The 25,537-nt window shown below is 69.8% G+C and carries 25 protein-coding genes; 16 read left to right on the forward strand and 9 right to left on the reverse strand.

Annotated elements, in window-relative coordinates; genetic code table 11:
* Positions 1 to 133 precede the first annotated feature (133 nt).
* Positions 134 to 613, forward strand: a complete 480-nt coding sequence (locus VH914_09520) for a CarD family transcriptional regulator (protein HEX4491429.1) — start codon at positions 134 to 136, stop codon at positions 611 to 613.
* A 6-nt stretch (positions 614 to 619) separates the two neighbouring features.
* On the opposite strand, the gene VH914_09525 is transcribed toward VH914_09520, so the two are convergent.
* The 3 genes from VH914_09525 to VH914_09535 are packed head-to-tail and all read right to left on the reverse strand — an operon-like array spanning position 620 to position 3,335.
* Positions 620 to 2,011, reverse strand: coding sequence for a family 43 glycosylhydrolase (locus tag VH914_09525; GenBank protein HEX4491430.1), 1,392 nt, complete (start codon positions 2,009 to 2,011; stop codon positions 620 to 622).
* The gene (locus VH914_09530; GenBank protein HEX4491431.1) at positions 2,008 to 2,478 is read right to left on the reverse strand and encodes a hypothetical protein; all 471 of its coding nucleotides are present in this window, start codon (positions 2,476 to 2,478) and stop codon (positions 2,008 to 2,010) included. Before VH914_09530 ends, VH914_09525 begins: the two co-directional genes overlap by 4 nt.
* A 53-nt stretch (positions 2,479 to 2,531) precedes the next feature.
* Complete coding sequence (locus VH914_09535) at positions 2,532 to 3,335, reverse strand: dienelactone hydrolase family protein (GenBank protein ID HEX4491432.1); 804 nt, start codon at positions 3,333 to 3,335, stop codon at positions 2,532 to 2,534.
* 96 nt (positions 3,336 to 3,431) lie between these two features.
* On the opposite strand from VH914_09535, the gene VH914_09540 reads away from it, so the two are divergent.
* The 4 genes from VH914_09540 (at position 3,432) to VH914_09555 (ending at position 8,096) form a co-directional block, all read left to right on the forward strand.
* The gene (locus tag VH914_09540) at positions 3,432 to 4,625 is read left to right on the forward strand and encodes a GNAT family N-acetyltransferase (protein ID HEX4491433.1); all 1,194 of its coding nucleotides are present in this window, start codon (positions 3,432 to 3,434) and stop codon (positions 4,623 to 4,625) included.
* A 151-nt stretch (positions 4,626 to 4,776) separates the two neighbouring features.
* Positions 4,777 to 5,967 carry a substrate-binding domain-containing protein gene (locus tag VH914_09545; protein HEX4491434.1) on the forward strand — a complete coding sequence of 397 codons (1,191 nt, stop codon included), beginning with the start codon at positions 4,777 to 4,779 and terminating at the stop codon, positions 5,965 to 5,967.
* A gap of 12 nt (positions 5,968 to 5,979) precedes the next feature.
* Positions 5,980 to 6,798 (forward strand): ATP-binding cassette domain-containing protein, encoded by an 819-nt coding sequence (locus VH914_09550; GenBank protein ID HEX4491435.1) that lies wholly within the window; start codon positions 5,980 to 5,982, stop codon positions 6,796 to 6,798.
* A complete protein-coding gene (locus VH914_09555; protein HEX4491436.1) occupies positions 6,795 to 8,096 on the forward strand; it encodes an ABC transporter permease in 1,302 nt (433 codons plus the stop codon). The genes VH914_09550 and VH914_09555 overlap by 4 nt, the downstream gene beginning before the upstream one ends.
* A gap of 32 nt (positions 8,097 to 8,128) precedes the next feature.
* Here the strand turns inward: VH914_09555 and VH914_09560 are convergent, their stop codons facing one another.
* On the reverse strand, positions 8,129 to 9,409 hold the full coding sequence (locus VH914_09560; protein HEX4491437.1) for an MFS transporter: 1,281 nt from the start codon (positions 9,407 to 9,409) through the stop codon (positions 8,129 to 8,131).
* Between the two features lie 51 nt (positions 9,410 to 9,460).
* Between VH914_09560 and VH914_09565 the strand changes: the two genes are divergently transcribed.
* Positions 9,461 to 9,649, forward strand: a complete 189-nt coding sequence (locus VH914_09565; protein HEX4491438.1) for a hypothetical protein — start codon at positions 9,461 to 9,463, stop codon at positions 9,647 to 9,649.
* On the opposite strand, the gene VH914_09570 is transcribed toward VH914_09565, so the two are convergent.
* Entirely contained in the window at positions 9,646 to 11,313 is a 1,668-nt protein-coding gene (locus VH914_09570) for a DUF885 domain-containing protein (protein HEX4491439.1), read from the reverse strand. The two genes, VH914_09565 and VH914_09570, sit on opposite strands and share 4 nt — an antisense overlap.
* 64 nt (positions 11,314 to 11,377) lie before the next feature.
* Here VH914_09570 and ettA point away from each other — a divergent pair, with 64 nt between their 5' ends.
* A complete protein-coding gene (gene ettA, locus VH914_09575; protein HEX4491440.1) occupies positions 11,378 to 13,057 on the forward strand; it encodes an energy-dependent translational throttle protein EttA in 1,680 nt (559 codons plus the stop codon).
* A 104-nt stretch (positions 13,058 to 13,161) separates the two neighbouring features.
* Here ettA and VH914_09580 read toward each other — a convergent pair whose 3' ends face one another.
* Entirely contained in the window at positions 13,162 to 13,590 is a 429-nt protein-coding gene (locus tag VH914_09580) for a hypothetical protein (GenBank protein HEX4491441.1), read from the reverse strand.
* Positions 13,591 to 13,607: 17 nt separating this feature from the next.
* Here VH914_09580 and arfB point away from each other — a divergent pair, with 17 nt between their 5' ends.
* Positions 13,608 to 14,057, forward strand: a complete 450-nt coding sequence (arfB, locus tag VH914_09585) for an alternative ribosome rescue aminoacyl-tRNA hydrolase ArfB (GenBank protein ID HEX4491442.1) — start codon at positions 13,608 to 13,610, stop codon at positions 14,055 to 14,057.
* A 4-nt stretch (positions 14,058 to 14,061) separates the two neighbouring features.
* A complete protein-coding gene (locus tag VH914_09590; GenBank protein ID HEX4491443.1) occupies positions 14,062 to 15,156 on the forward strand; it encodes a hypothetical protein in 1,095 nt (364 codons plus the stop codon).
* On the opposite strand, the gene VH914_09595 is transcribed toward VH914_09590, so the two are convergent.
* Positions 15,044 to 16,378, reverse strand: a complete 1,335-nt coding sequence (locus tag VH914_09595; GenBank protein HEX4491444.1) for an alpha/beta hydrolase — start codon at positions 16,376 to 16,378, stop codon at positions 15,044 to 15,046. The genes VH914_09590 and VH914_09595 overlap by 113 nt on opposite strands.
* 145 nt (positions 16,379 to 16,523) lie before the next feature.
* Between VH914_09595 and VH914_09600 the strand changes: the two genes are divergently transcribed.
* On the forward strand, positions 16,524 to 17,981 hold the full coding sequence (locus VH914_09600) for a wax ester/triacylglycerol synthase family O-acyltransferase (protein ID HEX4491445.1): 1,458 nt from the start codon (positions 16,524 to 16,526) through the stop codon (positions 17,979 to 17,981).
* Between the two features lie 123 nt (positions 17,982 to 18,104).
* Here the strand turns inward: VH914_09600 and VH914_09605 are convergent, their stop codons facing one another.
* The gene (locus tag VH914_09605; GenBank protein ID HEX4491446.1) at positions 18,105 to 18,890 is read right to left on the reverse strand and encodes a PIG-L family deacetylase; all 786 of its coding nucleotides are present in this window, start codon (positions 18,888 to 18,890) and stop codon (positions 18,105 to 18,107) included.
* A gap of 112 nt (positions 18,891 to 19,002) precedes the next feature.
* Here VH914_09605 and VH914_09610 point away from each other — a divergent pair, with 112 nt between their 5' ends.
* The 4 genes from VH914_09610 to VH914_09625 are packed head-to-tail and all read left to right on the forward strand — an operon-like array spanning position 19,003 to position 23,923.
* The gene (locus tag VH914_09610; protein HEX4491447.1) at positions 19,003 to 20,358 is read left to right on the forward strand and encodes an ABC transporter substrate-binding protein; all 1,356 of its coding nucleotides are present in this window, start codon (positions 19,003 to 19,005) and stop codon (positions 20,356 to 20,358) included.
* 45 nt (positions 20,359 to 20,403) lie between these two features.
* Positions 20,404 to 22,422: an ABC transporter permease gene (locus VH914_09615; GenBank protein ID HEX4491448.1), complete on the forward strand. Its 2,019-nt coding sequence runs from the start codon at positions 20,404 to 20,406 to the stop codon at positions 22,420 to 22,422.
* On the forward strand, positions 22,419 to 23,177 hold the full coding sequence (locus VH914_09620) for an ABC transporter ATP-binding protein (GenBank protein HEX4491449.1): 759 nt from the start codon (positions 22,419 to 22,421) through the stop codon (positions 23,175 to 23,177). Before VH914_09615 ends, VH914_09620 begins: the two co-directional genes overlap by 4 nt.
* Positions 23,174 to 23,923, forward strand: coding sequence for an ABC transporter ATP-binding protein (locus VH914_09625; GenBank protein ID HEX4491450.1), 750 nt, complete (start codon positions 23,174 to 23,176; stop codon positions 23,921 to 23,923). The genes VH914_09620 and VH914_09625 overlap by 4 nt, the downstream gene beginning before the upstream one ends.
* A gap of 100 nt (positions 23,924 to 24,023) precedes the next feature.
* On the opposite strand, the gene VH914_09630 is transcribed toward VH914_09625, so the two are convergent.
* Positions 24,024 to 24,680, reverse strand: a complete 657-nt coding sequence (locus tag VH914_09630) for a helix-turn-helix domain-containing protein (GenBank protein ID HEX4491451.1) — start codon at positions 24,678 to 24,680, stop codon at positions 24,024 to 24,026.
* A 147-nt stretch (positions 24,681 to 24,827) separates the two neighbouring features.
* On the opposite strand from VH914_09630, the gene VH914_09635 reads away from it, so the two are divergent.
* On the forward strand, positions 24,828 to 25,235 hold the full coding sequence (locus tag VH914_09635) for a MaoC/PaaZ C-terminal domain-containing protein (protein ID HEX4491452.1): 408 nt from the start codon (positions 24,828 to 24,830) through the stop codon (positions 25,233 to 25,235).
* Positions 25,232 to 25,537 (forward strand): SDR family NAD(P)-dependent oxidoreductase (locus VH914_09640; protein ID HEX4491453.1); only part of this gene is annotated, 306 nt, incomplete at its 3' end. The genes VH914_09635 and VH914_09640, both read left to right, overlap by 4 nt.

A 25,537-nucleotide genomic window follows, 5' to 3' on the forward strand; every position in this document is an offset into this window, starting at 1 on the left:
TGGATGCGCGCCCGTCGTGGTCGATTCTGAGGCAACCACCCCATGGAGTGCAAGTGCAGAGCCGCCGAAAGGCCGTCGCGAGGGCGTTTGGTACGATGACGGGCTTTCCCCGCGAGCCCGCGCCTGGAGTGAGATGCCGTTCAAAGTCGGCGATCGCGTCGTGTACCCCCACCACGGGGCGGCGGTGATCGAGAAGAAGGAGGTCCGCGAGGCCTTCGGCGAGAAGACCGAGTACCTCGTGCTGCGCATGGCGCACGGCGACCTCATGCTCTCGGTGCCCACGGCGAAGGCCGAGGAGGTGGGCATGCGCCCGCCGATCAGCGCCGAGGACGTCGACGACCTGTTCCAGCTGCTCGCCAAGAAGGACGTGCGCGAGCCCACCAACTGGAGCCGGCGGTTCAAGAACCACCAGGAGAAGCTGAAGTCGGGCGACGTCTACCAGGTCGCCGAGGTCGTGCGGAACCTCGCGTTGCGCGACGTCTCGAAGGGCCTCTCGGCCGGCGAGAAGTCGATGCTGAACAAGGCCCGCAGCGTGCTCGTCTCCGAGCTCAGCTTCGCCCTCGACGTCTCCGAGGACGACGCGCTCACCCGCCTCGAGGGTGCGCTGGCCTAGGCCCCGCTATTCGGGGATCACGACGGGCACGCCGGCAACGAGCTGCACGCTCGCGAAGTGGAGCGTCCGGCTGTTCGGGTAGCCGACGTCGGGTTGCGTGAAGGCCGCGAACGCGAGCTGCACCTTCCCGTTCGTGGTCGTGAACGCCGTGCCGCCGCCGGGACCCGCGAGCCGGTTCTGCGACGCGAGCACGGGAGTGCTCTGGAGGCGGCGGCACGGTCCCGCGGGACCGTCGCACACCGCGACGCCCTCGGCGTACGCGGCCGTCGACCAGGAGTTCCCGGAGTAGAAGAGATAGTCGTGCGAGCCGATGCGCAGCATCGACGGCGCCTCGACGATCCCGTGCTCCCACTTCGCGCCGGGGGACAGCAGCTGTGACGGGGTGCCGGTCAGCGTGAGGCCGTCGGGCGTGAGCGGCTGTGACCAGATGATCGTCGGCGCGAGCGGGACCGCCTCGCTCTTCCAGAGCAACGTCACCGCGCCGGCCGCGTCGACGAACGGGCTCGGATCGATCGAGCCGCCGGACTGGCAGACGAGCGGTGCCTTCGAGAAGTCGACGAACGGGCCTGCCGGTTGCGCCGCGACCGCGACCGAGACGCACTCGAGGCCGGATCCGCGGTCGCGCACGGTGTAGTACGCGACGTAGTGGCCGCCGAGCGCGACGACCGACGGCGCCCACGTCGCGCCGGGGCTCGCCCACGCCGGCACCGCCGCGAGCGCGTCGCCCTGGAGCGACCAGTGCGAGAGGTCGCTCGACTCGAGGACCTGGAGGTTCCCGCCGCCGGCGTTGGTCGAGTACGCGTAGTAGCGGGACCCGACGCGCAGGACGGAGGGATCGGGGAAGTCGTACGGGTAGCGCGCGCCGGTCACCGCCGCGAGCGCGGCCGAGCACGGCGCGTCGGCGCTCGTGAGCGCGTCGACCGCGTCGTGCGTCGAACCTCGCCGCAGCGCGTCGGTCGCGTGCTGCACGCCCGCGATGCACGCGTCCCGTTGCTCCGAGTACCGCGCGAGCTGGTCGAGGATCAGCACGGTGCCGTTCCGCTGTTGATGCGTCGACGAGAGCTCGTGCTCGAGCTTCGTCAGCTCCTGCTGCGCGGCGGCGCGCTCCGTTCGGCGCTGCGCGTCGAGCGTCGTCGTGCGCGAGCGGTCGGCGGTGTCGGAAGCGGTCTGCGCCTGAAGGTCGACGAGGGTGCGCCGCGCCGCGGCTTCCGTGGCGCGCGAACGCGCGAGCGCGGTGCTCTCGCGGTGGAGCGCAGGCTGCAGCGCGACCGCGTCGGTGACGACCGCGGCGCCGGTCACGACGACCGCGGCGACGAGCGCGACCGTCCACCACGCGGGCCGGCGCCGGCGCCGACCCACCGGCACCAGCTCGTCGGAACGCGTCGCGGTGACGGTCATGCCGCGGCCTCGCTGCAGAGCTGCGCCGCGGTCGGGAGCGTCGTCGCGAGGTGCGCGGTGTCGCCGACCGCAGCCTCGTTCAACAGCTGCGACGTGGCGAGCAGGCACGCGTCGAGGCGCTGGGCCCGCGCGGTGTTCTCCTTCAGCTCCTCGCGGTGGCGTGCGAGGTCGGCGAGCGCCGCGGTGAGACTCGCGTACTCGACGCGGTCGGTCGCGCGGAGGCGGTCGCGCGCGCTGGTGTCGGCGGCGAGCGCGGTGCGGGCGCGCGCGAGCTCGACCGATGCCTGCGCGCGTTGCGAGCCTGCGTCGCGAACCTGCGCGTCGAGGTGCACGACGTGCTGGCGCGAGACGGCCAGCGAGTGGCGCGTCGCGTCGAGATCGAGGCGCGCGTGAACCGTGAACACCGTCGCGCACAGCAGCGCGACCACGATTGCGACGATCGTCGCGACCCCACTTCGCGTCGACACCGGGGGGAACCACCTCTGACTCGCTGCTCAGCCCGCCGCCGAGCACGTCCAGTCTATTGACGCTCGGCAGGCAGTAAGCGTTCGCGGAAGAACTCGAGGACACGATCGAGCGCGTCGCGCGTCGGGTGGCCGGGCTCGTCGACGAGATGCTCGGTCAGCACCGAGTGCGCTCGCCTGGGAACACCGTGTGGATTGCCGGGGGACGAGTCGATCTCGACCGCGATGAAGCGGTCGCCGAGCTCGTCGCGCAGGCGTTGGAAGCGCTCGCCAGGAACTGCCATGTCGCCGGTGAAGCGCAGTCCGAGCACGCACTGGCCCTCGGCCGCGCGCGCCTTGATCACCGCGAGGTCGGCGTCGGAGATCGCGAGGTCGCGCTTGCGCGCGCCGCCGACCGGAAAGGGGAGCGACGGCTGGCTCAACACGGGCGCGACGACTTCGTCGTCGACCATCATCGCCAGCGCGAACCCGCCGGTGAAGCACATCCCGACCGCGCCGACGCCCGGACCCCCGCAGCGCTCGTGCTCCGCCTTGGCGAGCGCGCGGAGCCACACCGTGATCGCGGAGGTCGTGCTCAGCGCCCAGTTCGAGAACTCGCGCGACACGCAACCCTGCAGCATCGAGCGGAACGCGTAGCCACCGGAGACGTCGCGACCGGGCTTTCCGAACAGCGACGGCAGCACCGCGGTGAAGCCCTCGTCGGCGACGCGGGTACCGAACGCCGCGACGTTCGGAGTCACGCCCGGTACCTCGTGGATCACGATCACCGCGGGGCCTTCGCCGCGCCGGTACACGGGCCGGGTGATCTGCTCGTGCTCGAACGACTCGAGCGTGTATCCGGGGAGCTGGGGCGGGGCCATCGGCGGATGCTAGAGAGCCGCCCCGGTGCGGCGGTGGACGGCGACCCGGTGGAAATGGTCGACCGCTCGACGGGCCGGCCGTGCGAGGCTCTCCCGATGGCCATCGAGGTCCGTGCACCCACGCTCGACGAATGGCCGGCGCTCTGCGCGGTCGACGCACGGGGATTCGGCGTGTCGTACACCGCCGACGACATCGCCGACCGGCTCAAGCTCCACGATGTCGGGCGGTTCCGGTGCGCGTTCGACGACGACCGGATCGTCGCGCTCGCGGCGTCCTACAAGATGGACGTCGCGCTGCCCGGCGGCGCGGTCGTGCCGATGGGCGGCGTGACGTGGGTCTCGACCTCGGTGACGCACCGGCGGCAAGGGCTGATGTCGCGCGTCGTGCGCGCGGTGCACGACGACATCGCGGCGCGCGGTGAGCCGATCGCGACGTTGTACGCGGCCGAGGGTGGCATCTACGAGCACCTCGACTACGGCATCGCGACGAAGACGTGGTTCACGACGATCGATCCCCGTCGCGCGAGCGTGCGCGCCGAGTTCTGCGTGCACCCGAACCCCGTCCGCTTCCTCGAGGGTGAGGAGATCGTGCCGACGATCTCCGCGTTCTGGGATCGCTTCCGCGCCCAGCGCGCCGGCGAGATCGGTCGCGACCTCGAGACGCAGCAGTATCTGTTCGACGACCGCGCGAAGCCGCAGGGCGAGCAGAGCGGCGCGTACTACCTCGCGCACGACGACGGCTACGCCGCATACCGCGCCCACGAGCACTGGAACGACGGTCAACCGAGCGGTGACGTGTACCTCATCGAGTTGGTGGCGCTCACTCCCGAAGCGCACGCCGCGCTCTGGCAGACGTTGCTCTCGATGGACCTCGTCGGCGAGATCCGCGCGCGGTGCATGCCGATCGACGATCCGCTGCCGTACCTGATCGACGACCCGCGCGCGCTCCGCACCCGCGCGCTGAACGACGGGACCTGGGTCAACGTGCTCGACATCCCGACCGCGTTCAGCGCGCGGACGTACCGCACCACCGATTGCGTCGTCGTCGAGGTCGACGGCACGCGTTGGGCAGTCGAGGGCGCGCCGGATGGCGGGTCGTGTCGCGAGGTCGATGCGACGCCCGACCTCGTCACCACTCACGGCGCCTTCAGCGCACTGCTGTACGGCGGCGTATACCCGTCGGCGCTCGTCGCGGGGCGCCGCATGACCGCGCGCCACGCCGACGCGCTCGCGCGTGCCGATCTCTTCTTCACCACTTCGCTCGCTCCGCACACCCAGGAGATTTACTGACACTCGTGTCAGGCCCTGAGTGGTGTGTGCGCGCATGTTCCGCGACGATTACGGGGACATAACCGATCTGTGACGCGGCCGCTCCCGGTCGCGCTCGATGCGCACCTCAGATCGGGAGGTCGGTATGCACCTCACGCGCCAGCGGACGGCCGTGGCCGCGATTGCGGTCGTCGCCGTCGTCGCCCTGACCGCTTGCGGAAGCTCGTCGTCGAACAGCTCGAACGACACCAGCGGGGGATCGGGAGGCGACATCCCGACGTCGATCTCGCCCTCGACGTTCAAGGTCGACTTCGCCGCGATGGACCAGCTGAAGTCGCTCGCCGCGAAGGGCAAGGGTCTGGTCGGTGTGCTGCTGCCGGACACGACGTCATCGGCGCGGTACGAGACGTTCGACCGGCCGTACCTCACGAAGGCGTTGCAGGCCGCGGGCCTGTCGTCGTCGGACTTCAAGGTCGACAACGCGCAGGGCAGCACGAGCACGATGCAGACCCAGGCCGAGGCCGACATCACCAAGGGCGCGACCGTGTTGCTCATCGACGCGATCGACTCGGGCAGCGCCGCCGCGATCGAGCGGGAGGCGAAGTCGAAGGGTGTCGCCGTCATCGACTACGACCGCTTGGTGCAGGGCGGCACCGAAGGCCGCTTCTACGTGAGCTTCGACAACGTGAAGGTCGGTCAACTCATCGGTCAGGGTGAGGAGAGCTGCATCGCGGCATGGAAGGTCACGAAGCCGAACATCCTCGTGATGGACGGCGACCCGACCGACAACAACGCGTCGCTGTTCGCGCAGGGCTACAACGGCGTGCTGAAGTCGCACTTCGACGACGGCTCGTACGTGAAGGTCGGCGAGCCCGCGGGCACCTGGACGCCGTCGGTCGCGGCGACGACGTTCCAGCAGCAGCTCACCGCGCACCCGAACATCAACGCCGTGATCACGCCCAACGACGACAACGCGAACGCGGTGATCGCGATCCTGAAGTCGCAGCACACGCCGGCGCGCACCTTCCCGACCACCGGGCAGGACGCGTCCTTGTCGGGTCTGCAGAACGTGCTCGCGGGCTACCAGTGCGGGACGGTGTACAAGCCGATCTACGTCGAGGCGCAGGCCGCGGTCGCGCTCGCGCTGTACCTGCGGGCCGGTGAGAAGGCGCCGAGCGGGCTCGTGAACGCGACCTCGAAGGACCCGAAGGGCGGCGACGTCGACTCCGTCTTCCTCACGCCGATCTGGGTCACGACGACGAACATGGCGTCGACGGTCGTGGCCGACAAGGGCGTGAACGTCACGCAGCTGTGCACGTCGGCGCTGGCGAGCGCGTGCACGACCGCCGGGATCAACAAGTAAGCGATCGCGCACATGACGGCGACAGCACCGGACGTGGCACGCGCCGATACCGACCCGCCACTGCTCCGACTCGAGCGGGTGAGCAAGAGCTTCGGCGCGGTGCACGCGCTCGTCGATGTCGACTTCGACATTCCGGCCGGTCAGGTCACCGCGCTCGCGGGTGACAACGGCGCGGGGAAGTCGGTCCTCATCAAGTGCATCGCGGGCATCCACTCCCCGGACTCCGGACACATTCTCTGGGAAGGCCGGCCGGTGCACATCCGCAGCCCGCGCGAGTCGGCCGCGCTCGGCATCGAGACCGTGCACCAGGACCTCGCGCTGTGCGACAACCTCGACATCGCGCAGAACCTGTTCCTGGGCCGCGAGCGCGTGCACAATCTCGTGCTCGCCGAGGACGAGATGGAGCAGGCCGCGGCGGAGACGCTCGCGAGCCTCGCGGTGACGACGGTGCGATCGGTGCGTCAGCTCGTCGCGTCGCTCTCCGGAGGTCAGCGTCAGGCCGTCGCGATCGCCAAGGCCGTGCTGTGGAACTCGAAGCTCGTCGTGATGGACGAGCCCACCGCCGCGCTCGGGGTCGCGCAGACCGAGATGGTGCTCCGGCTCGTCCGCAGCCTCGCGGAGCGCGGGCTCGCGGTGCTCATCGTGTCGCACAACATGAACGACGTGTTCGAGGTCGCGGACCGGATCGCGGTGCTGCGGCTCGGCCGGATGGTGGCGCAGCGGCCGACGAGCGAGCTCGACACGCAGATCGTCGTCGATCTCATGACGACGGGAAAGTCGACGCGCACCGTCGCGCGCGACGGTAGGCCCGACGGGAGCGCGACGACATGACCCGGGTCGAGGAGCCGACGCCGCCGGTGGATGCCGACGCGCAGGAGGGCGCGCTCGCCGACGCCGCGCGCGCCGAGGCCGATCCCGGCGACGCCGGCGCCCACGCCGACACGCTGGGCGCGTACCTGCGCGTCTGGTGGACGCGTGTGCGCTCGGGCGACAGTGGCGTGCTGCCCGTCATCGCGGGCCTGATCCTGATCTCGCTGATCTTCCAGTCGCTCAACTCGAAGTTCCTGTCGTCCGGGAACCTCGTGAACCTGCTGGTGCAGGGCGCGGCCTACATGCTCCTCGCGATGGGCGAGGTGTTCGTACTGCTCCTCGGCGAGATCGACCTGTCGATCGGGTACGTGGGCGGCATCGGCGCGATCGTCACCGCCGAGCTCGTGAAGCAGTCGACGGGGTGGCCGTGGTGGGCCGCGATCCTCATCGCGCTGATCACGTGCGCGGCGATCGGCGCGTTGCAGGGCACGATCATCACCCGGCTCGGGCTGCCGTCGTTCGTCGTGACCCTCGGCGGCCTGCTCGGTTGGCAGGGCGTCATGCTGCTCATCCTCGGCACCGGTGGCACGGTGCCGATCGACAACCACATCGTCGTCGACATCACGAGTGGCAACCTCACCCCGCTCGCGAGCTGGATCGTGATGGTCGTGATCGTCGCGATCGTCGGCGCGCGCATGTGGCGCAACGAATCGCGTCGCCGCGCCTCGGGGCTGGTCGCCCCGCCCGCGGTCGCGACGCTGCTGAAGATCGCGCTCATCGCCGCCGCGGGCATCGCCGTGGTGCTCGTGTGCAACACGAACCGCGGCCGGCTGATCGCGATCCGAGGCGTGCCGTGGGTCGTGCTCGTCGTGCTCGGTGTCCTCGCGGCGTGGACGTTCCTGCTGAATCGCACGCGGTTCGGCCGCTACCTCTACGCGATCGGCGGCAACGCGGAAGCCGCGCGCCGCGCCGGCATTCCGCTCGCACGCATGCGCACGGCAGGCTTCGCGCTCGGATCGCTGACCGCCGGCATCGGCGGAATCGTGTACGCGTCGCGCATCAACTCGGTGTCGACGTCGCTCGACGGCGGCACCCTCGTGCTGTACGCGGTCGCGGCGGCGGTGATCGGCGGCACGAGTCTCTTCGGAGGGCGGGGCAAGGCCATCCACGCGGTGCTCGGCGGCCTCGTCATCGCCGCGATCGACAACGGAATGGGTCTGCAGGGCTACAGCGCGGCCGCGGACAAGGTCGTGACCGCGCTGGTGCTGCTCGTCGCGGTCGCGATCGACTCGATCGCGCGTCGCAACGCCGCGCGCTGATCTTCCTGGTCGCGCTCGCCGCTCCTGACGCCTCAGTCCGCGATCGAGGCCGCGCCGCTCGCTCCGCTCGCGCGCTCAGGCGGGAGCGGGTCCGCCGGCGCGTGGCGGCGGTAGGTTGCGAAGCTGCGCACCCGCGCGGCGAACAGCGCGGCGCTGACGACGCACGCGATGCCGCCGGACACGATCGCGAACGGCACGCCCACGAGCCCGCCGACGATGCCGGCCTCGACGTCGCCGACCACCGGACCGCCCGCGTACACCGCGATCTCGACGCCGCTGACCCGCCCGCGCATGTCGTCGGGCGTCACGTCGGCCGCGACCGCGGAGCGGTAGACGCCGGAGATCATGTCGGAAGCCCCGGCGACGGCGAGCATGAGCATCACGATCGCGGGCACGCGCACGAGCCCGGCGACCGCGATCGCGAGACCCCACGCCGCGACCGCGAACAACACCGCCCGTCCCTGGCGCTCGACGCGGCCCGTCCAGCCGCTCGTGATCGAGGCGACGAATGCGCCGGCCGCGACGGACGACAGCAGCAGGCCGTACATGACCGGCCCTCCGCCGAGTCGTTGCGTGAGCGCCGGGAACAGCGCGCGCGGCATGCCGAAGACCATGGCCAGCAGGTCGATGCCGAACACGCTCATGATCACGGAGTGCCCGCGCAGGAAGCGGAGCCCTTCGACGACCGACGAGCGCGACGCGCGGGCGCCGGCCGAGACCGGCGGCGACGACGCGATGCGCGCGAAGAACCAGAGGGCGGCGAAGTAGGTCGCGACGTCGACGCTGTACGCCGCCTTCACCCCGGCGGCGCCGATGATCAGACCGGAGACCGCGGGCCCGGCCATCATCCCGAACGAGCCGTACGTCGATTGCAGCGCGAACGCCGCCGGTCGCAGGCTCTCCTCGAGCAGCAGCGGCAGCAACGAGCGCAGTACCGGGAAGCTCACCGCGAACGCGGCGCTCGACGCCGCGCCGAGCACGTACAGGAGCCAGAGCTGCGGATGGCTCAGCCACGCGTTCACGGCGAGCAGCGCGGAACAGGCGAGCGAGACGAAGGTGACGATGAGGAGGAGCAGACGCTTGTCGACCGCGTCGGCGAGCGCGCCGCCGGCGAGCGAGCACAGCAACAGCGGGCCGAGCTGCGCCACGCCGAGCAGACCGACGTCGAGCGACGAGCCCGTCTGGTGGAACACCTGGAACGGGAGCGCGGCGGCGGTGATCGTGCTGCCCGCGAACGACACGGCCTGACCGAGCCAGAGGCGACGGAAGTCGCGCGACACGCGCAGGGGAGTGGTGTCGACGAGCAGGCTCATGGGAACGTCACGCTATTGCCCGCTGCCGTCCGTCCCCGAGGAGTTCCGTCCGTGGCCGACGATTGGTACTGGTGCCTGAAGCACGAGCGCGTCGAGCCTGCCGACTCGCCGTGTCCGCCCGATCGCCGGCTCGGTCCCTATCCGTCACGTGACGCGGCCGAGCACTGGAAGGACAGCTTCGACGCGCGCAACGAAGCCTGGGACAAGTCCGATCGCGAATGGGAAGGCGAAGAGTCTTAGAACCTCGAGAGCTCACGCTGGAGCTGCGCGAGGCCCATGCCGCCGAGGTTCAGCGCGTAGGAGTGGAACGCCTTGAGGTCGAAGTCCGCGCCCTTGCGTGCCTTCGCCTCGTCGCGCGCCGCGAGCCACACGCGCTCGCCGACCTTGTACGAGATCGCCTGCCCCGGCAGTCCGAGGTAGCGGTCGACCTCGGAACGCATGAAGTCGGCCGGAAAGCAGGAACGCTCGATCACGAACGGCAGCGCGATCTCCGCGTTCCAGCGCTCACCCGGGTGGTAGCGCTCGCGCGCCGGGATCGGCAGCTCGAGGTGCATGCCGATGTCGACGATCACGCGCACCGCGCGCATCGCCTGCGCGGACAGCATGCCGAGCTCGTACGCGGGATCGTCGAGGTAGCCGAGCTCGCCCATGAGCCGCTCGGCGTACAGCGCCCAGCCCTCGCCGTGGCCCGAGACGAATCCGGTGCGCTGGAAGCGGCTGAGCTCCTCGGCGAGGTAGCGCACCTGCGCGATCTGGAGATGGTGACCGGGAACCGCCTCGTGGTAGCAGATCGACGCCTCGCGCCAGAGTGGGAAGCGGGTCTTGCCGAGGGTGGGGTACCACGTGCGGCCGGGCCGCGAGAAGTCTTCGCTCGGACCCGTGTAGTACATCGCCGCGGTGCCGCCGGGCGGCGCGATCATCGCCTCGCACCGCAACAGCGGCTCCGCGAGGTCGAAGTGCGTGCCGTTGAGCTCCGCGATCGAGCGGTCGATCAGGTCCTGCAGCCAGTGCTGGAAGTTGTCGACGCCTTCGATCGCGCGGTGCTCGTCGGTTTCGAGGTGCTCGATGACCTCGTCGCGTGACACGCCCGGAAGGATGCGTTCGCCGACCCGCCCCATCTGATCTTCGATGCGGTAGAGCTCGTCCCAGCCCCAGTCGTACGTCTCCGCGAGGTCGAGGTCGATGCCGCAGAACGCGCGGGCCTGGAGGCGGTAGCGATCGGCGCCGACAGCGTCGCGCTCGTCCGCCTGGGGCGCGTACGTGTCGCGCAGCCAACCCGCGAGCTCTGCGTACGACGCGGTGGCTTCCTCGGCGGCTCGGTTCAGGGACGCGCCCAGCGCGCCGTTCGCCGACTGCGCGTAGCGCTGCGCGATCGCGCGGAAGTACGGCTGGTCGCTTCCGAGTCCGCCCCAACTCTCGGCCTGTTGCGCGCACGCGAGCGCCTGCCGACGCGCCGCGAGCAGGCCGCGTCGCGCGCCTTCCTCGAGCGACGCGCGAAATGTCTCGACCGACCACGCCACCCGCTTCATCCGAGCGACCACGACTTCCCAGTCGTCGGCGGTGTCGTAGCTCATGAGGTCGAAGCACTGCCGGATCGATTGCATCGGGCTGCCGAGGACGCGCAGCTCGCGCAGCTCGTCGCCTTCGTCGTGCTGCAGGGTGCCGAGCTCGAGCCGCTCGCGCATCACCTCCGACGCGATGCGATCGCGGTCACCCTCGACGGACGCGGCGGCGAGCGCGGCGAGCGTCTCGCGCGCGAGCGCATCGCGCGCGTCCGATCCTGCGGGCGAGTAGTCGGTGAGCTCGTGGTCGTGACCGGCGATGCCCTCAGCGGTCGCGCTCACCGGATCGAGCGCGGCGTAGCGCTCGACGTACTCGTCCGCGATGTCGTAGATCCTGGTCAACTCGTCATCCTCTCGTGCGTTCCGCTTGGAGGTTTCGAACCGACGCGCCGGTAACGTAGGTCGCATGGCGCCGCAATTCATCTACACCATGCACAAGCTGTCGCGTTTCTACCCGCCCGACCGTGAGGTGCTGCGCGGCATCAACATCTCGATGTACCCCGGCGCCAAGATCGGCGTGCTGGGCTCCAACGGCGCCGGCAAGTCGACGCTGCTGCGGATCATGGCGGGGCAGGACGACGGCTACTCGGGCGAGGCGCGGCTCACGCCCGGTTTCACCGTCGGCTACCTGCCGCAGGAACCGGAGCTCGACCCCGCGAAGGACGTGCTCGGCAACGTCACCGACGGCGTCGCGGAGCTGCGCGACCTGCTCGCCCGCTTCGAGACGGTCTGCACGGCGATGGGGGAGCCCGACGCCGACTTCGACAAGCTCATCGCGGAGCAGGGTGAGCTGCAGGACAAGATCGACGCCGCCAACGGATGGGATCTCGACCGCACGCTCGAGATCGCGATGGACGCGCTGCGGCTCCCGCCCGGCGACGCCGACGTCACGACGCTGTCGGGTGGTGAGCGCCGCCGCGTCGCGCTGTGCCGCCTGCTGCTGAGCCGCCCCGACCTCCTGCTGCTGGACGAACCGACGAACCACCTCGACGCGGAGTCCGTCGCGTGGCTCGAGCACTTCCTCGGTGAGTACACCGGCACCGTCGTCGCGGTCACGCACGACCGCTACTTCCTCGACAACGTCGCGGGTTGGATCCTCGAGCTCGACCGCGGGCAGGGCATCCCGTGGGAGGGCAACTACACGTCGTGGCTCGAGCAGAAGGAGCAGCGACTCGCGCAGGAGGAGAAGTCCGACGAGGCGCGTCGCCGCACGCTCGCGCGCGAGCTCGAGTGGGTGCGCATGGCGCCGCGCGCTCGACAGGCGAAGGGCAAGGCGCGACTCACCGCGTACGAGTCGCTGCTCGCGGAAGCGAACGCGGCCGAGCGCGTGGGCGACAAGCTGCAGCTCTCGATCCCGCCGGGTCCGCGTCTCGGCGACCAGGTCGTCGAGGCCGAGCACCTCACGAAGGCATTCGGTGACCGGCTGTTGTTCGACGACTTCTCGTTCACGCTGCCGCGTGGTGGGATCGTCGGCGTCATCGGCGCGAACGGCGCGGGCAAGACGACGCTGCTGCGGCTGCTCGTCGGTCAGGACCAGCCCGACGCGGGCGCGTTGAAGGTCGGGCCGACCGTGGAGCTCGCGTACGTCGACCAGTCGCGCGACGCGCTCGACGCCGACAAGACCGTGTACGAGGAGATCACCGGCGGTGTCGACCACCTCGTCGTCGGTGGTCGCGACATCCACGGCCGCGCGTACGTCGCGAGCTTCAACTTCAAAGGCTCCGATCAGCAGAAGCGGGTCGGCGATCTCTCGGGTGGTGAGCGGAACCGCCTGCACCTCGCGAAGGCGTTGCTCATGGGTGGCAACCTGCTGCTGCTCGACGAGCCGACGAACGACCTCGACGTCGACACGTTGCGCGCGCTCGAGGACGCGCTGGTGTCGTTCGCCGGTTGCGCGGTCGTCGTGAGCCACGATCGCTGGTTCCTCGACCGCATCGCGACGCACGTGCTCGCGTTCGAAGGCGATTCGGAAGTGCGATTCTTCGAGGGGAACTTCAGCGACTACGAGGCCGACCGGCACGCACGCCTCGGCGCGGAAGCCGATCAGCCGCACCGCATCAAGTACCGCCCGCTCTCACGCACGTAGTTTCTGGTCGGGCTCGCAAGCTTCGCCCTCCGCGACGCCTCAGTGCACGATTGAGGCCGCGCTGCTCGCTCCGCTCGCGCGCTCTGGCGGGAACGTCGCCGAACTCAATTTGCCGGGATGACGGCGACGACCTTGTCGACGTTGAAGTTCCGGCCGCAGGGTCCGCGGCCCGACGCCGGGTGGCCCGCGACGTACACGGTGTCGCGCGGCCCGACGGTGCGCTTGCCGTCGGAGTCCTCGATCACGACCTTGTCGGTGCCGCGCTGCACCACCACGTCGACGAACGTCAGCTCGTAGTGGGTCTTGGGCTGATGCGCGGCGTTGCCGTCGAGCTCGAAGCAGCCGTCGCGCGCGACGAGCGTTCCCTGGAGCGTCTGCGGTCCGCTCGCCGTGTTGTTGGGCCCCGGATCGGACACCGTGGAGTTCGGGCCCGGGTTCACCGCCGTGCTCTTCGGCCCGCTCGCATGCGGCGTCGACGAGCCGTGGCACGCCGCGAGGAGCAGGACTGCAAGGACGAGACCGACCGCGCGCACCGCCGTAGTCTGCTCCAGTGCCAGCCGGTGACGGGAACGAGCGGAGCACGGACGCCCGGCCGGTGTTGGCCGTGACGCGCTCGTGTCGCATCCCGCTCGACGAGCTCGAATGGCGCTTCACCGGGAGTGGCGGCCCCGGCGGGCAGCACGCCAACACCGCGAACACGCGGGTCGAGGTGCACTTCGACATCGAGGGCTCTCCGTCGCTCGGACCTCGCCAGCGGGCGCGTCTCGTCGAGAAGCTCGGCCGCACCGTGCGCGTCGTCGCGTCGAACGAGCGGTCTCAGGCCCGCAACCGCGCCGCCGCGCTCGAGCGACTCCGACAACGGCTCGCGGACGCCTTGCACATCGACGCGCCCCGTCACGCGACGAAGCCGACGCGTGCGTCGCAACAACGCCGGTTGCAGTCGAAGCGGCGCCGCTCCGACGTGAAGCGGGCGCGGCAGAACCCGCGCGACTCGGAGTGAGCGCGTGATCGCCGCACGCATTGCGCTCGGAGTGCTCGGCATCGCGAGCGTCGTCATCGTGATCGACGCCGCGGTACGGACCTTCGTGCTGCCGCGCGGCGCGACCGTCACCGTCACGCGCATGATCGCCCGCGCGCTGCGCAGCGTCTTCGATCTCTTCACGCGTCCCGCGAAGAGCTACGAGCAGCGCGACCGCGTCATGGCGCTCTACGCGCCGCTCACGTTGCTCGCGTTCCCGATCGTGTGGCTCGGCAGCGTCTTCGTCGGCTTCATCGGCATCTTCTGGGCCGTCGAGCACACGACGTGGAGTGAGGCGGTTCGGCTGAGCGGCTCCGCGCTCTTCACGCTCGGCTTCGACACGCCCCGACGCGTCGGGCCGATGCTCATCAGCTTCGTCGAGGCCGCGATCGGGCTCGGCCTCCTCGCGCTCCTCATCTCGTACCTGCCGACGATCTACGGGTCGTTCTCGCGACGCGAGGTCGCGGTCGGTCAGCTCACGGTGCGCGCGGGCACGCCGCCGTCGCCGAGCGAGATGATCATCCGCGCGCACCGCACCGGCTTCGCCGAGCGGCTCGACCCCATCTGGCAGCAGTGGGAGCTGTGGTTCGTCGAGATCGAGGAGACGCACACCTCGGTCGGGATCCTCTCGTTCTTCCGTTCGCCGAACCCCCACCGCTCGTGGATCACCGCGGCGGGCGCGATCCTCGACACGGCCGCGCTCCGTCTCGCGCTCCTCGACATCCCGTGGACGCCCGACGCCGCGACGTGCATCCGCGCCGGCTACCTCGCGTTGCGCGCCATCGCCGACAACTTCCAGATCCCGTACGACGCCGCGCCCAACGCCGACGATCCGATCAGCGTCACGAAGTCGGAGTTCTTCGAGGTGTACGACCACATCGCCGAGGCGGGCGTGCCCGTGAAGCAGGATCGCGAGCAGGCGTGGCGCGACTTCGCGGGCTGGCGCGTGAACTATGACACCGTGTTGCTCACCCTTGCAGGGTTGGTGATGGCTCCGTATGCGCCGTGGTCGTCGGACCGGTCGCCGACGCGGGTGCACCGTCCGCCGATCGTGCGGCGACGGAGCGGGCGGAGTCGCTGACCGCCCAGCTCGCGAAGCGCTCGACGCCGTCGACCATCAACACGCTGCGGAGCGAGGGAAAGACGTCGAACGCGTGGTGCGCGCCGGCCAGCTCTGCGTACGCGACCGGCGCGGTGGACGCGGCGCGCAGGAGACCGACGAAGGCGCGCGCCTCCTCGACCGGCACGAGGTTGTCGAGCGAGCCGTGGATCACGAAGCACGGCGGCACGCCGTCGTGCACGTGGCTCATCGGCGACGCGAGGTCGAACACGTCGAAGTTCGCGTCGCGCAGCAGCTTCACGATGCGCTTCTCGAGGATCCAGCGCAGCGCGTCGCGCTTGCCGCGGATGCCGTTGCGGTCGGTGAAGTCGTACACCGCGTAGACGGGCACGAACGCACGCACCGACGTGTCGACGTCCTCGAAGCCGGGTTGGAAGCGCGCGTCGTTCGCGGTGAGTCCGAGCATCGCGGTGAGGTGACCGCCGGCCGAGCCACCGGTGACGACGACGCGCGCCGGATCACCGCCGTACTCGGCGATGTGCTGCTTCACCCACGCGAGCGCCTGCTTGCAGTCGATCAGATGGTCGGGCCACGTCGCGCGGGGCGACAACCGGTAGTTGATCGCGACGCACACCCACCCGCGCGACGCGAGCTGGTACATGAGCGGCAGGCCCTGCTGCTTCTTCTCGCCGATCATCCAGCCGCCGCCGTGGATCTGCAGGAGCACCGGCGCGCCGGCGCCCGCGTTGTCGCGCTCGCCGTCCTCGGGGTCGACCTTCGGCCGGTAGACGTCGAGGCGATGGCGACGGTCGCCGTCGTCGACGTACGCGAGGTTCTTGATCTTCTCCACACCGGCGCGGCGCGGGTTGCGCGCGATCGCGCGCCGGAACGGACTGCGAACGGGGGTGACGGCTTCGAGCGGCGGGAGGTCGCGCAGCGCGTCGTCGATGAACGCGCGGGTTCGCAACGCGAGGGTCACGATGTGCACGAGCCCGATCCACGACAGCGCGGTGAGCGCGAGCGCGAGGTCGCCGGTCCACGCGTGGAGCGCGCCCGTGGCGACGAAGAGGCCGATGGCAACGGCCTGCCAGACGAGGTGGATCTCGGCGAGCTCGGTCGTCAGCCAGGCGGAGAAGAAGCTGACACCGACCAGCGAGGTGGGGCGCCGCCGCGGCGCCAGGGCATTGAGGGTGAACACCAGGCCGACGACGGCCACGCACAGAAACCAGCCCGAGGCGCTCACCTCTACATTTTGGCCGCGAGGGAGCCCGCGTTCCTGCCTGAACGGCCGGGTCGCTCTGCGGGCCGGCCGTCCCAGGGGGCTGCGGCCTCAGGAGCGGCGAGCGAAGCGAGTGCGACCGGAAAGCTCAGGTGGGAGGATGGCGTTCGTGCGACGACTCTCCGGCCTCGACGCCGCCTTCCTCTCGATCGAGACGCCCACCGCTCACATGCACGTGATGAGCACGGCGATCCTCGATCCGTCGACCGCGCCCACTCCCTTCGACGTCGAACGCGTGCGGGACCTCCTGCGCGAGCGCATGCACCTGCTGCCACCGTTCCGCCGGCGGCTCGTGACCGTGCCGTTCGACCTGCACAACCCGTTGTGGGTCGAGGACCCGGACTTCGACCTCGACTACCACGTGCGCCACACCGCGTTGCCGGCGCCGGGCGGACCGCGTGAGCTCGCGCGACTGACCGCGGAGATCGCGGGCCGTCCGCTCGACCGGTCGCGACCGCTGTGGGAGATCTGGTACGTCGAAGGGCTCGAGCAGGACCGCGTCGCGGTGATCGCGAAGGTGCACCACAGCGCGATCGACGGCATGTCCGGCGTCGAGCTGATCGCGAACCTCTACGACCTCGAAGCCGAACCTGCGTCGCGCTCGGAAGGACCGCGGCCCGAGGACTGGCACGCCGACCACGTGCCCGGCGATCCGGAGCTGATCGCGCACGCGGTCGTGTCGCTCGCGCGTCAGCCGTTGCTCATGGCGCGCGCGATGCGGCGGCTCGTGCGCTCGGCGACGCGCGTCGTGCAGCGCGCGCGTGAGCAGACGACGAACATGACCGTGCCGTTGACCGCGCCGCGTCTCACGATGAACGGCACGATCACACCGCACCGCAAGATCGCGTTCTCGTCGGTCGCGCTCGCCGACGTCAAGACCGTGAAGAACGCGTTCAACGTCAAGGTGAACGACGTCATCCTGGCGGTCGCGACCGGCGCACTGCGCACGTACCTCACGGCGCGTGGCGAGCTTCCGGACCGTCCGCTCGTCGCGACGATCCCGACGTCGACGCGCACCGAGGAGCAGAAGGCCGACATGGGCAATCGGGTCTCGGCGATGTTCGCCGGACTCCCAGTCGAGCTCGACGATCCCGTCGAGCGCCTCCTCTCGGTGCACCAGTCGACGATCGGTGCGAAGCAGATGCACGAGGACATCGGCGGCGACACGCTGCAGGAGTGGGCCGACCTCGCGTCGCCCGCGCTGTTCTCGCGTGCGATGCGCGTGTACTCGGGCCTGCGGCTCGCGGACCGGCACCGTCCGATCCACAACCTCGTGATCTCGAACGTGCCCGGCCCACCGTTCCCGCTCTACTTCGCGGGCGCCAAGCTCCTCGCGATGTACCCGATGGGTCCGATCTTCGACGGCGCGGGCCTGAACCTCACGGTGATCAGCTACCTCGACCACGTCGACTTCGGGTTCCTCGTGTGTCGCGAGCTGGTTCCCGACGTCGACGACCTCGCGGGCGCGGTGCCCGACGCGCTCGCCGAGCTCGTGAAGGCCGCGGAGGCGCTCGACAAACCCGGTTTCAGCCGCGTCGCGCCGCGCCAAGCGCCGAAGCGGGGCTAGACCAGCGTCCGCGCCCACACGTGCTCCCACGCGGCCGAAGGCGTGAGCGGAGCGAGCGTCGAGGCTCGCCAGCGAGCGTGCGAGTCGGCGACCCGAACGGAAGCCGGCGAAGGAGCGAGCGAATCAGAACAGATCCGACTCGTGGATGCCGGGCGGCTCGCCCTTGTGGATGAACCACTCGTAGCCGAACGCGCGGCGGAACAACGCGAGTGGCATCTGGAGGAAGAACGAGTTGTCGTCGATCTGTGACGCGTGCGCCTGCATCGCGGCGCGCTTGCGGTCGACGAAGTCGGTCACGTCGACGCGCGTCGTGATGACCGCTTCGGGCATGCCGAGGTCCATCGCTTCGGGGTCGGGTCGCTCGACGCCTTCGGGCATCGTGTCGCCCTGTTCCTTCATGAGCCCGACGATGTAGTCGTGGTTCATCGTGGCCTCGAACACCGCGGGCGTGCCCGCGAGCTCGGCGGCGCGGTGGCCGACCCGGTGCACCTGAATGTGGTCGGGGTGCCCGTAGTTGCCCTTCTCGTCGTAGATCGTGAGCACGTCGGCGTGCTCCTCGTCGAGGATCGCGGCCAGGCGCGCCGCGGCCTCGTCGACGTCGGCGGTCCAGAACGAGCCGTCATCGTCGCGTCGCGGATCGTCGGCCATGCCCGAGTCGCGATAGCCGAGGAACTCGATGCGCTCGACGCCGAGGATCTCGCCCGCGGCCGCGGTCTCGACGATGCGCCGGTCCGCGAGCGTCTCGCCGTCGCGCAACAAGCCGTCGGCGACCAGGCCGAGCTCGCCGCGTGTGGCGATCACGAGGACGACGCGGTGACCCGCCGCCGCGGCCCGGGCCATCGTGCCGCCGGTCGCGATCGATTCGTCGTCGGGATGGGCGTGGAAGGTGACGAGCGTGCGCCGCTGCATCGTCGGAGTCTGCCACTGTGCCTCGGCGTTGCCCGCCGGAGGTATCGAGTCGCTAGTCTCGCCCCTCGCAACCTGACACGCGCGTTAGGTTTCGGATCCCTGGGGGGACCTCATGCGGCTTCGAATGCTCGCGATCCTCACCTGTCTGGCCGTCGTCGCGGCCGCGTGCGGCAACTCCAAGCAGGACACCGCGACCAACACGACGACGGCCCAGGGAGGCCCGACCGCGACGACCGCGTCGGCCGCCGAGCTGAAGCAGAACGTCCCCGTCACCGCCAAGGGCGTGACGAACGACTCGATCAGCGTCGACGTGATCGCGTCGAAGAACAACCCCCTCCACGGGCACTACGCCGAGATCGCCGACGGCATGCAGGCCTACTTCAACATGGTGAACTCGGAGGGCGGGATCTACGGCCGCCAGCTGAAGATCGGCAAGCAGCGCGACGACACCATCGGTCTCCAGAACCTGCAGCAGGCCCAGCAGGCGCTCGCGACCGACAACGCGTTCGCGACCTTCATCGCGACCCTGCAGTTCGGGGGTGCGCAGGCGCTCCAGAACGCGGGCCAGCCCACCTTCGGCTGGAACATCAACTCGGAATACGGCGACAAGAACGCCCTGTTCGGCAACGAGTCGGCCCTCTGCAACGGCGCGAGCTGCACGGGCATCACCGGCTCGTGGCTCGCGAAGAAGGCCGGCGCCACCAAGATCGGCGTGCTCGCCTACGGCGTGAACCAGTCGTCGATCGACTGCGGCAAGGGCACCCTCAACTCGTTCGCCAAGTACGACGCCGCCAAGGTCGTCTTCCACGATTTCTCGATCCAGTTCGCGCAGCCCGACCTCTCCGCGCAGGTCGCGCAGATGAAGAACAAGGGCGTGCAGATGGTCTTCACCTGCATGGACGCCGACGAGACGCTCGTGCTCGCCAAGGAGATGAAGCGCCAGGGTCTCAACGCGATCCAGGAGCTCCCGAACGGCTACGACCGCAACTTCATCAAGGCGAACGCGCAGTACTACGAGGGCTCGTACGTGATCCCGCAGTTCCTCGCGCTCGAGTGGAAGCCGCAGATCCCGGAGATCAAGACGTTCGAGAAGTGGATCAAAGCGGAGAACAAGCCGACCTACGAGATCACGGTCATCGGCTGGATCGCGGCGTATCAGTTCGTGCTCGGCCTCAAGCTCGCGGGTCCGCACTTCACGCAGCAGAAGGTGATCGACGGGCTCAACACGCAGACTGATGTAACGGTCGGCGGGTTGATCTCGCCGATCAACTGGAAGGACACCGGCCACGTCGACCCGGTGAAGCACCCCGAGGTGCGGAGTCACACCGAGTGCTCGAATTTCCTCAAGATCCACGACGGGACGTTCGTGCCGGTGTTCGCGACCGCGGCCAAGCCGTGGGTCTGCATCCCCAACTCGAGCACGCACGTGCCCGACAACCCGCCGACCCGCACCTACGTCAACGGCTGACGTCGTCCCGCATCAGCTGAGAGGACCGAGGAGGAGAGCCACGGCGTGGTCGATCTGATCAGCGCGGTCCTCCGGGGGATGACCTTCGGGAGCATCTACGGGCTGCTCGCGGTCGGGCTCGTCCTGACCTACAAGACGTCGGGGGTCTTCAACCTCGCGTACGGGGCGCAGGCGTTCACGGCCGCGGCCGTCTACTACGACACACGCGTCCGGCACCACTGGCCGATCCCGCTCGCGTTGTTGCTCGCGGTCTTCATCGTGGCGCCGCTCACCGGCTTCGTGCTCGACCGGCTGTTGTTCCGGTTCCTGCGAAACACGTCGTCGGCCGCACGGCTGGTGACGGTGCTCGGCCTGCTCGTCGCGGTGCCACAAGCCGTCGACCTGTGGTTCGGGTCGGCCAACAGCACCGCGACCGGCGTCGTGCCCGACGGACTGATCGTCTACCACCCGTTCGGCGGTGTGTTCCTCTATCGGGACGACGTCGCGACGATCCTGATCACGCTCACGATCGTGAGCGGGCTCGTTGTGCTGTTCCGCTACACGTCGCTCGGGTTGCGGATGCGCGCGGTCGTCGAGAGCTCGCGCATGACCGAACTCGCGGGCGTGAACGCGGAGCTCGTGAGCATGAGCTCGTGGATGCTCGCGAGCTTCATCGCCGGACTGTCCGGCGTGCTGATTGCGCCGGTGCTCTCGCAAGTGACGAACGTCTTCTACACGCCGCTCGTCGTCGCCGCGATCTCGGCCGCGGTGCTCGCATCGCTCACGAGCATCCCGCTCGCGTTCGCGGGTGGGCTCGGGCTCGGGGTCCTCCAGCAGATCCTGTCGATCTACCTGCCGACGAACAGTGTCCTCGCGACGAACCTGCGGCCGTCACTGCCGTTCGTGGTGCTCTTCCTCATCCTGATCTTCTCGCCGCGGCTGCGGAACCGGCGCGACCTCGCCGACCCGCTCGCCGGGGTCGCGCCACCACCACCGCAGCCGATCGCGCGCGAGCGCAGCAAGGAGCTCACCTACGGCATGCGCGGCTGGTGGACCGTCGTGCTCGGGCTGCTCGGGTACTACGTGTTCTTCCACGCCAACCCGAGCGTCGTGACCGAGTCCCAGGACGCCGTGATCTTCGCGATCATCTTCGCCTCGATCATCGTGATCACCGGCTTCGCGGGCGAGATCTCGCTGTGCCAGGCGACGTTCGCGGGCATCGGCGGCTTCGTCACCTTCCAGCTCGTCATGCAGCAGAACATGTCGGTGATGCTCGCGATCGTCATCGGCGCCGTCGTCGCCGCCGCGGTCGGCGCGCTGCTCGCGATCCCCGTGCTGCGGCTCGGTGGCATCTACCTCTCGCTCGCAACGCTCGCGTTCGCGTTGTTCTTCGAGAACGTGATGGTGAAGTTCGGCTGGGTGGGCGGCCCGGCGTCGCCCGAGCCGATCCCGCGGCCGCAGATCGGCGGCATCGACTTTCACAGCGACAAGAGCTTCCTGGTGCTGTGCATCCTCATCATGCTCGTCGTTGCTCTCGCGTTGAAGTTGGTGCGGAGCGGCACGACCGGCCGGACGCTCGCGGCGCTGCGGGGCAGCGAGACCGCGGCGGTGTCGATCGGCATCAACGCGACCCGCGCCCGCATCGTCGCGTTCGCGCTCTCGGCGGCGATCGCGGGGCTCGGTGGCGGCCTGCTCGCGACCGCGCACCAGCAGGTCGCGTTCCAGGCCAACTACGCGACCGATCTCGGCCTCGTGTGGATCGTGCTCGTCGTCAGCCTCGGGACCCGCACGTTCGAGGGTGCGCTGCAGGCGGCCGCGGGCTTCATCTTCTTCCCGATCCTGATCCTGCAGAACGCGGGGCCGTGGATCATCAACAACGTCCAGCCGTGGTGGCACCTGACCGCGTTGCCGCTCGGGCTCGAGCCGATCCTGTTCGGCCTCGGCGCGCTCACGTACGCGAAGCATCCGGAGGGCCTGCTCGAGTACAACACGCGCAAGTCGCTCGTGAAGACGCAGGCGCGGATCGATCGCTTCAAGGACTGGCGGGCGCGACGCAAGCTCGCGGCGGCGGGCGCGCCGTCGTGAGCCTGCTCGAGGCCGTCGGCATCGCGAAGCGCTTCGCGGGGATCACCGCGCTCGACCAGGTGAGCCTCGACGTCGAGCCCGGCGAGGTCGTCGGCCTCATCGGTCCCAACGGCGCGGGCAAGACGACGTTCTTCAACTGCCTGCTCGGGATGCTGAAGCCCGACGGCGGCACCGTGCACTTCGACGGCCACGACCTGACGCGCGTGCCCACCCACCGGCGCGCGCGGCTCGGCATCGGCCGCACGTTCCAACGCATCGAGCTGTTCACGGAGATGACGCCGCGCGAGCACCTGCTCATCGCGGAACGCATTCGCCGCGGCGACGGCGCGCTCTGGAAGGACCTGATCGGTCGCGGCCGCCCGAAGCCCGACGAGCTCGCGCGCGTCGAGCAGACGATCGAGCTGCTCGGGCTCGGCGACGTCGCCGACCGTCCGATCGAAGCGCTCAGCCTCGGGCGGGGTCGCATCGTCGAGGTCGGCCGCGCGCTCATGACGGAGCCGACGCTGTTGCTGCTCGACGAGCCGTCGTCGGGACTCGATCATCACGAGACCCTCGACCTCGTCGAGAAGCTGCGCGAGGTGTCCGCGCAGCGGGGGACCGCGATCCTGCTCGTCGAGCACGACGTCGAGATGGTGCAGAGCCTCGCGACCCGCGTGTTCGTGCTCGACTTCGGCACGCTCATCGCGAGCGGTCCGACCGCCGAGGTGTTCGCGCAGGCGTCGGTCCGGCGGGCCTACCTGGGAGACGTCGTATGAGCTCCGCCAACGGCACCTCGACCGGCACGCCGCTGCTCGAGCTCCGCAACGTCGACGCCGGCTACGGACCGTTCAAGGCACTGTTCGACGTGAGCTTCGCGATCGCGCCGGGCCGGGTGCTCACGCTGCTCGGCTCCAACGGCTCGGGCAAGACGACGATCGCGCGGGTGTGTTCCGGTCTCGTGCCACCGACGCGCGGAGAGGTGTTCTTCGACGGCAAGGACATGACGAAGCGGCACGCGTACGAGTACGCGCGTGCGGGTGTCACGCACGCACCCGAAGGCCGTTCGGTGTTCGCGTCGCTCAGCGTCGAGGAGAACCTCCAGCTCGCGCTCGTGCGCAGCCGTGGCAAGTCGGGCGCGAGCGAGGCGATCTCCGAGGCGTACACGATGTTCCCGCGACTCGGCGACCGCGCGAAGCAGCTCGCGGGGACGCTGTCGGGTGGCGAGCAGCGCATGCTGTCGTTGGCACGCGTGCTCGTCGACAAGCCCCGCCTGCTGATCGCCGACGAGCTCTCGCTCGGGCTCGCGCCGATCATCGTCGACGAGGTCTACGCGATGCTCGGCAAGATCCGCGACGCGGGCACGACCCTCTTGATCGTCGAGCAGCACGTGAGCCACGCGCTCGGCATTGCCGACGACGTCATCGTGCTCATCAAGGGCGAGGTCTCGTTCCACGGACCGGTCGCCGAGCTCGGCGACCTCTCCGAACGCCTGCTCGCGACCGGCAGCGCGACCGTCTCCTAACTGGCACGGAGAGTTCTCACCGGAACGGGCGGGTCGCTTTCCGGACCGCCCGACGTGGTGGCTGAGGCGTCAGCAGCGGCGAGCGAAGCGAGTGCGACCATCAAGTACAGATGGCGGTGTACGTGACCGAGGCAAGCGTCTCGATCATCGCGTCGCGGTCGACGTGCACCTGGCGCGTCATCGCGTAGTAGAGGAGTCGCTCGATCATCGCGACGAGCGCGAGCGCGGCGACCTGCGGGTCGAGGGAATCGGAGCCGACCGCGCGGATACGGCGCGCGAGCGCGCCCGCGACATCGGAGATGAGGTCGTCGCCCATGCGGCCGAAGTTGCTCTCGCCGATCTCGGCTTCGGTCCACGCGACGATCACCGCCGCGTACTTGTCGTAGAGGTCGGCGAGGCCGGCGACCCACTCGCGCAGCGCCGGGAGCCCGTCTTCGAGCGGGGGGAGCGCCTCCGCCCGCTCGTGCATCGACGTCGCGACTTCCGCCGTGAGCGCCGCGAACAGGTCTTCCTTGTTCGCGAAGTAGAGGTAGAAGGTGCCGTGCGAGGTCCGCGCGAGCTTCACGACGTCGTCGACGCGCGCCGCGTGGTAGCCGCGGGTCTCGAACACCTGGATGCCGGCGTCGAGGAGCTTCCGGAGGGTGCGCTGACCCCGCGCCCGGAGCTCGCGACCCTGGGCCGGGCGGCCCGCGCGGGGCGACGGATCGTCGTCGGAGACCGCGCGCCGGCGCGCGCCCGATGCCGCTGCGCGAGCCATGTGGCCACGCTACGCAAACCCGACACGCGTGTCACGTTCGCGAGACGCGCGCGTGGCGGACGGGCGTCGATAGCCGGACCTGCGGTCGCGAAGGCACCCGGTTACAGTCTGACGCCGCCGTCAGCTTCGAGTACCGGGGAGAGCAGCGTGAGTGGTTCCGTGGCCGTGGGCCAGGAGAAGCAGCAGGAGTTCCCGCCCCTCACCCGCACGATGTTCGTCCGCTACGCGGGCGCGTCGGGCGACTTCAACCCGATGCACCACGACGACACGATCGCGGCCCAGGTCGGCAACCCGTCGGTCTTCGGCCACGGCATGCTCACCGCCGGCATCCTCGCCCGCGTGGTCAAGGACTGGTTCGGGCCGACCGCGATGCGCAAGTTCTCGGTCCGCTTCTCGAAGCAGGTGTGGCCCGGCGACGTCCTCACGTCGACCGCGACGATCACCGCGCTCAACCCCGACGGTGACGGCGGCACGGTCGACCTCGACCTGCTGGTCAAGAACCAGGACGACGTCTCCGTGCTGAGCGGCACCGCGACCGTCGCGCTCGACAAGTGAGCCTCCTCGACGGGCGCGTCGCCATCGTCACCGGTTCCGGTCGCGGCATCGGCCGCGAGTTCGCGCTGTGCCTCGCGTCGGAGGGTGCGAGCGTCGTCGTCAACGACGTCGGCGTCTCCCTCGACGGGCAGGGTGGCGACGAGGACCCGGCCGCCAACGTCGTGCGCGAGATCGAGGCCGCCGGCGGCAAGGCCGTCGCCAACTACGACTCGGTCTCCGACTTCGAAGGCGCCAAGCGCCTGATCGACACCGCGGTCAGCTCGTTCGGCCAGCTCGACATCCTCGTCAACAACGCCGGCATC

This window comes from Acidimicrobiia bacterium, from assembly GCA_036271555.1.
GTDB lineage: Bacteria > Actinomycetota > Acidimicrobiia > IMCC26256 > PALSA-610 > DATBAK01.

Excerpts from the sequence above, each read along its gene's own strand:
- VH914_09560 (HEX4491437.1), bottom strand. The coding sequence starts at position 9,409 with ATGAGCCTGCTCGTCGACACCACTCCCCTGCGCGTGTCGCGCGACTTC.
- VH914_09610 (HEX4491447.1), top strand. The coding sequence starts at position 19,003 with ATGCGGCTTCGAATGCTCGCGATCCTCACCTGTCTGGCCGTCGTCGCG.
- VH914_09535 (HEX4491432.1), bottom strand. The coding sequence starts at position 3,335 with ATGGCCCCGCCCCAGCTCCCCGGATACACGCTCGAGTCGTTCGAGCAC.
- VH914_09625 (HEX4491450.1), top strand. The coding sequence starts at position 23,174 with ATGAGCTCCGCCAACGGCACCTCGACCGGCACGCCGCTGCTCGAGCTC.
- VH914_09540 (HEX4491433.1), top strand. The coding sequence starts at position 3,432 with ATGGCCATCGAGGTCCGTGCACCCACGCTCGACGAATGGCCGGCGCTC.
- VH914_09525 (HEX4491430.1), bottom strand. The coding sequence starts at position 2,011 with ATGACCGTCACCGCGACGCGTTCCGACGAGCTGGTGCCGGTGGGTCGG.
- ettA (HEX4491440.1), top strand. The coding sequence starts at position 11,378 with ATGGCGCCGCAATTCATCTACACCATGCACAAGCTGTCGCGTTTCTAC.
- VH914_09520 (HEX4491429.1), top strand. The coding sequence starts at position 134 with ATGCCGTTCAAAGTCGGCGATCGCGTCGTGTACCCCCACCACGGGGCG.
- VH914_09630 (HEX4491451.1), bottom strand. The coding sequence starts at position 24,680 with ATGGCTCGCGCAGCGGCATCGGGCGCGCGCCGGCGCGCGGTCTCCGAC.
- VH914_09605 (HEX4491446.1), bottom strand. The coding sequence starts at position 18,890 with ATGCAGCGGCGCACGCTCGTCACCTTCCACGCCCATCCCGACGACGAA.
- VH914_09550 (HEX4491435.1), top strand. The coding sequence starts at position 5,980 with ATGACGGCGACAGCACCGGACGTGGCACGCGCCGATACCGACCCGCCA.
- VH914_09555 (HEX4491436.1), top strand. The coding sequence starts at position 6,795 with ATGACCCGGGTCGAGGAGCCGACGCCGCCGGTGGATGCCGACGCGCAG.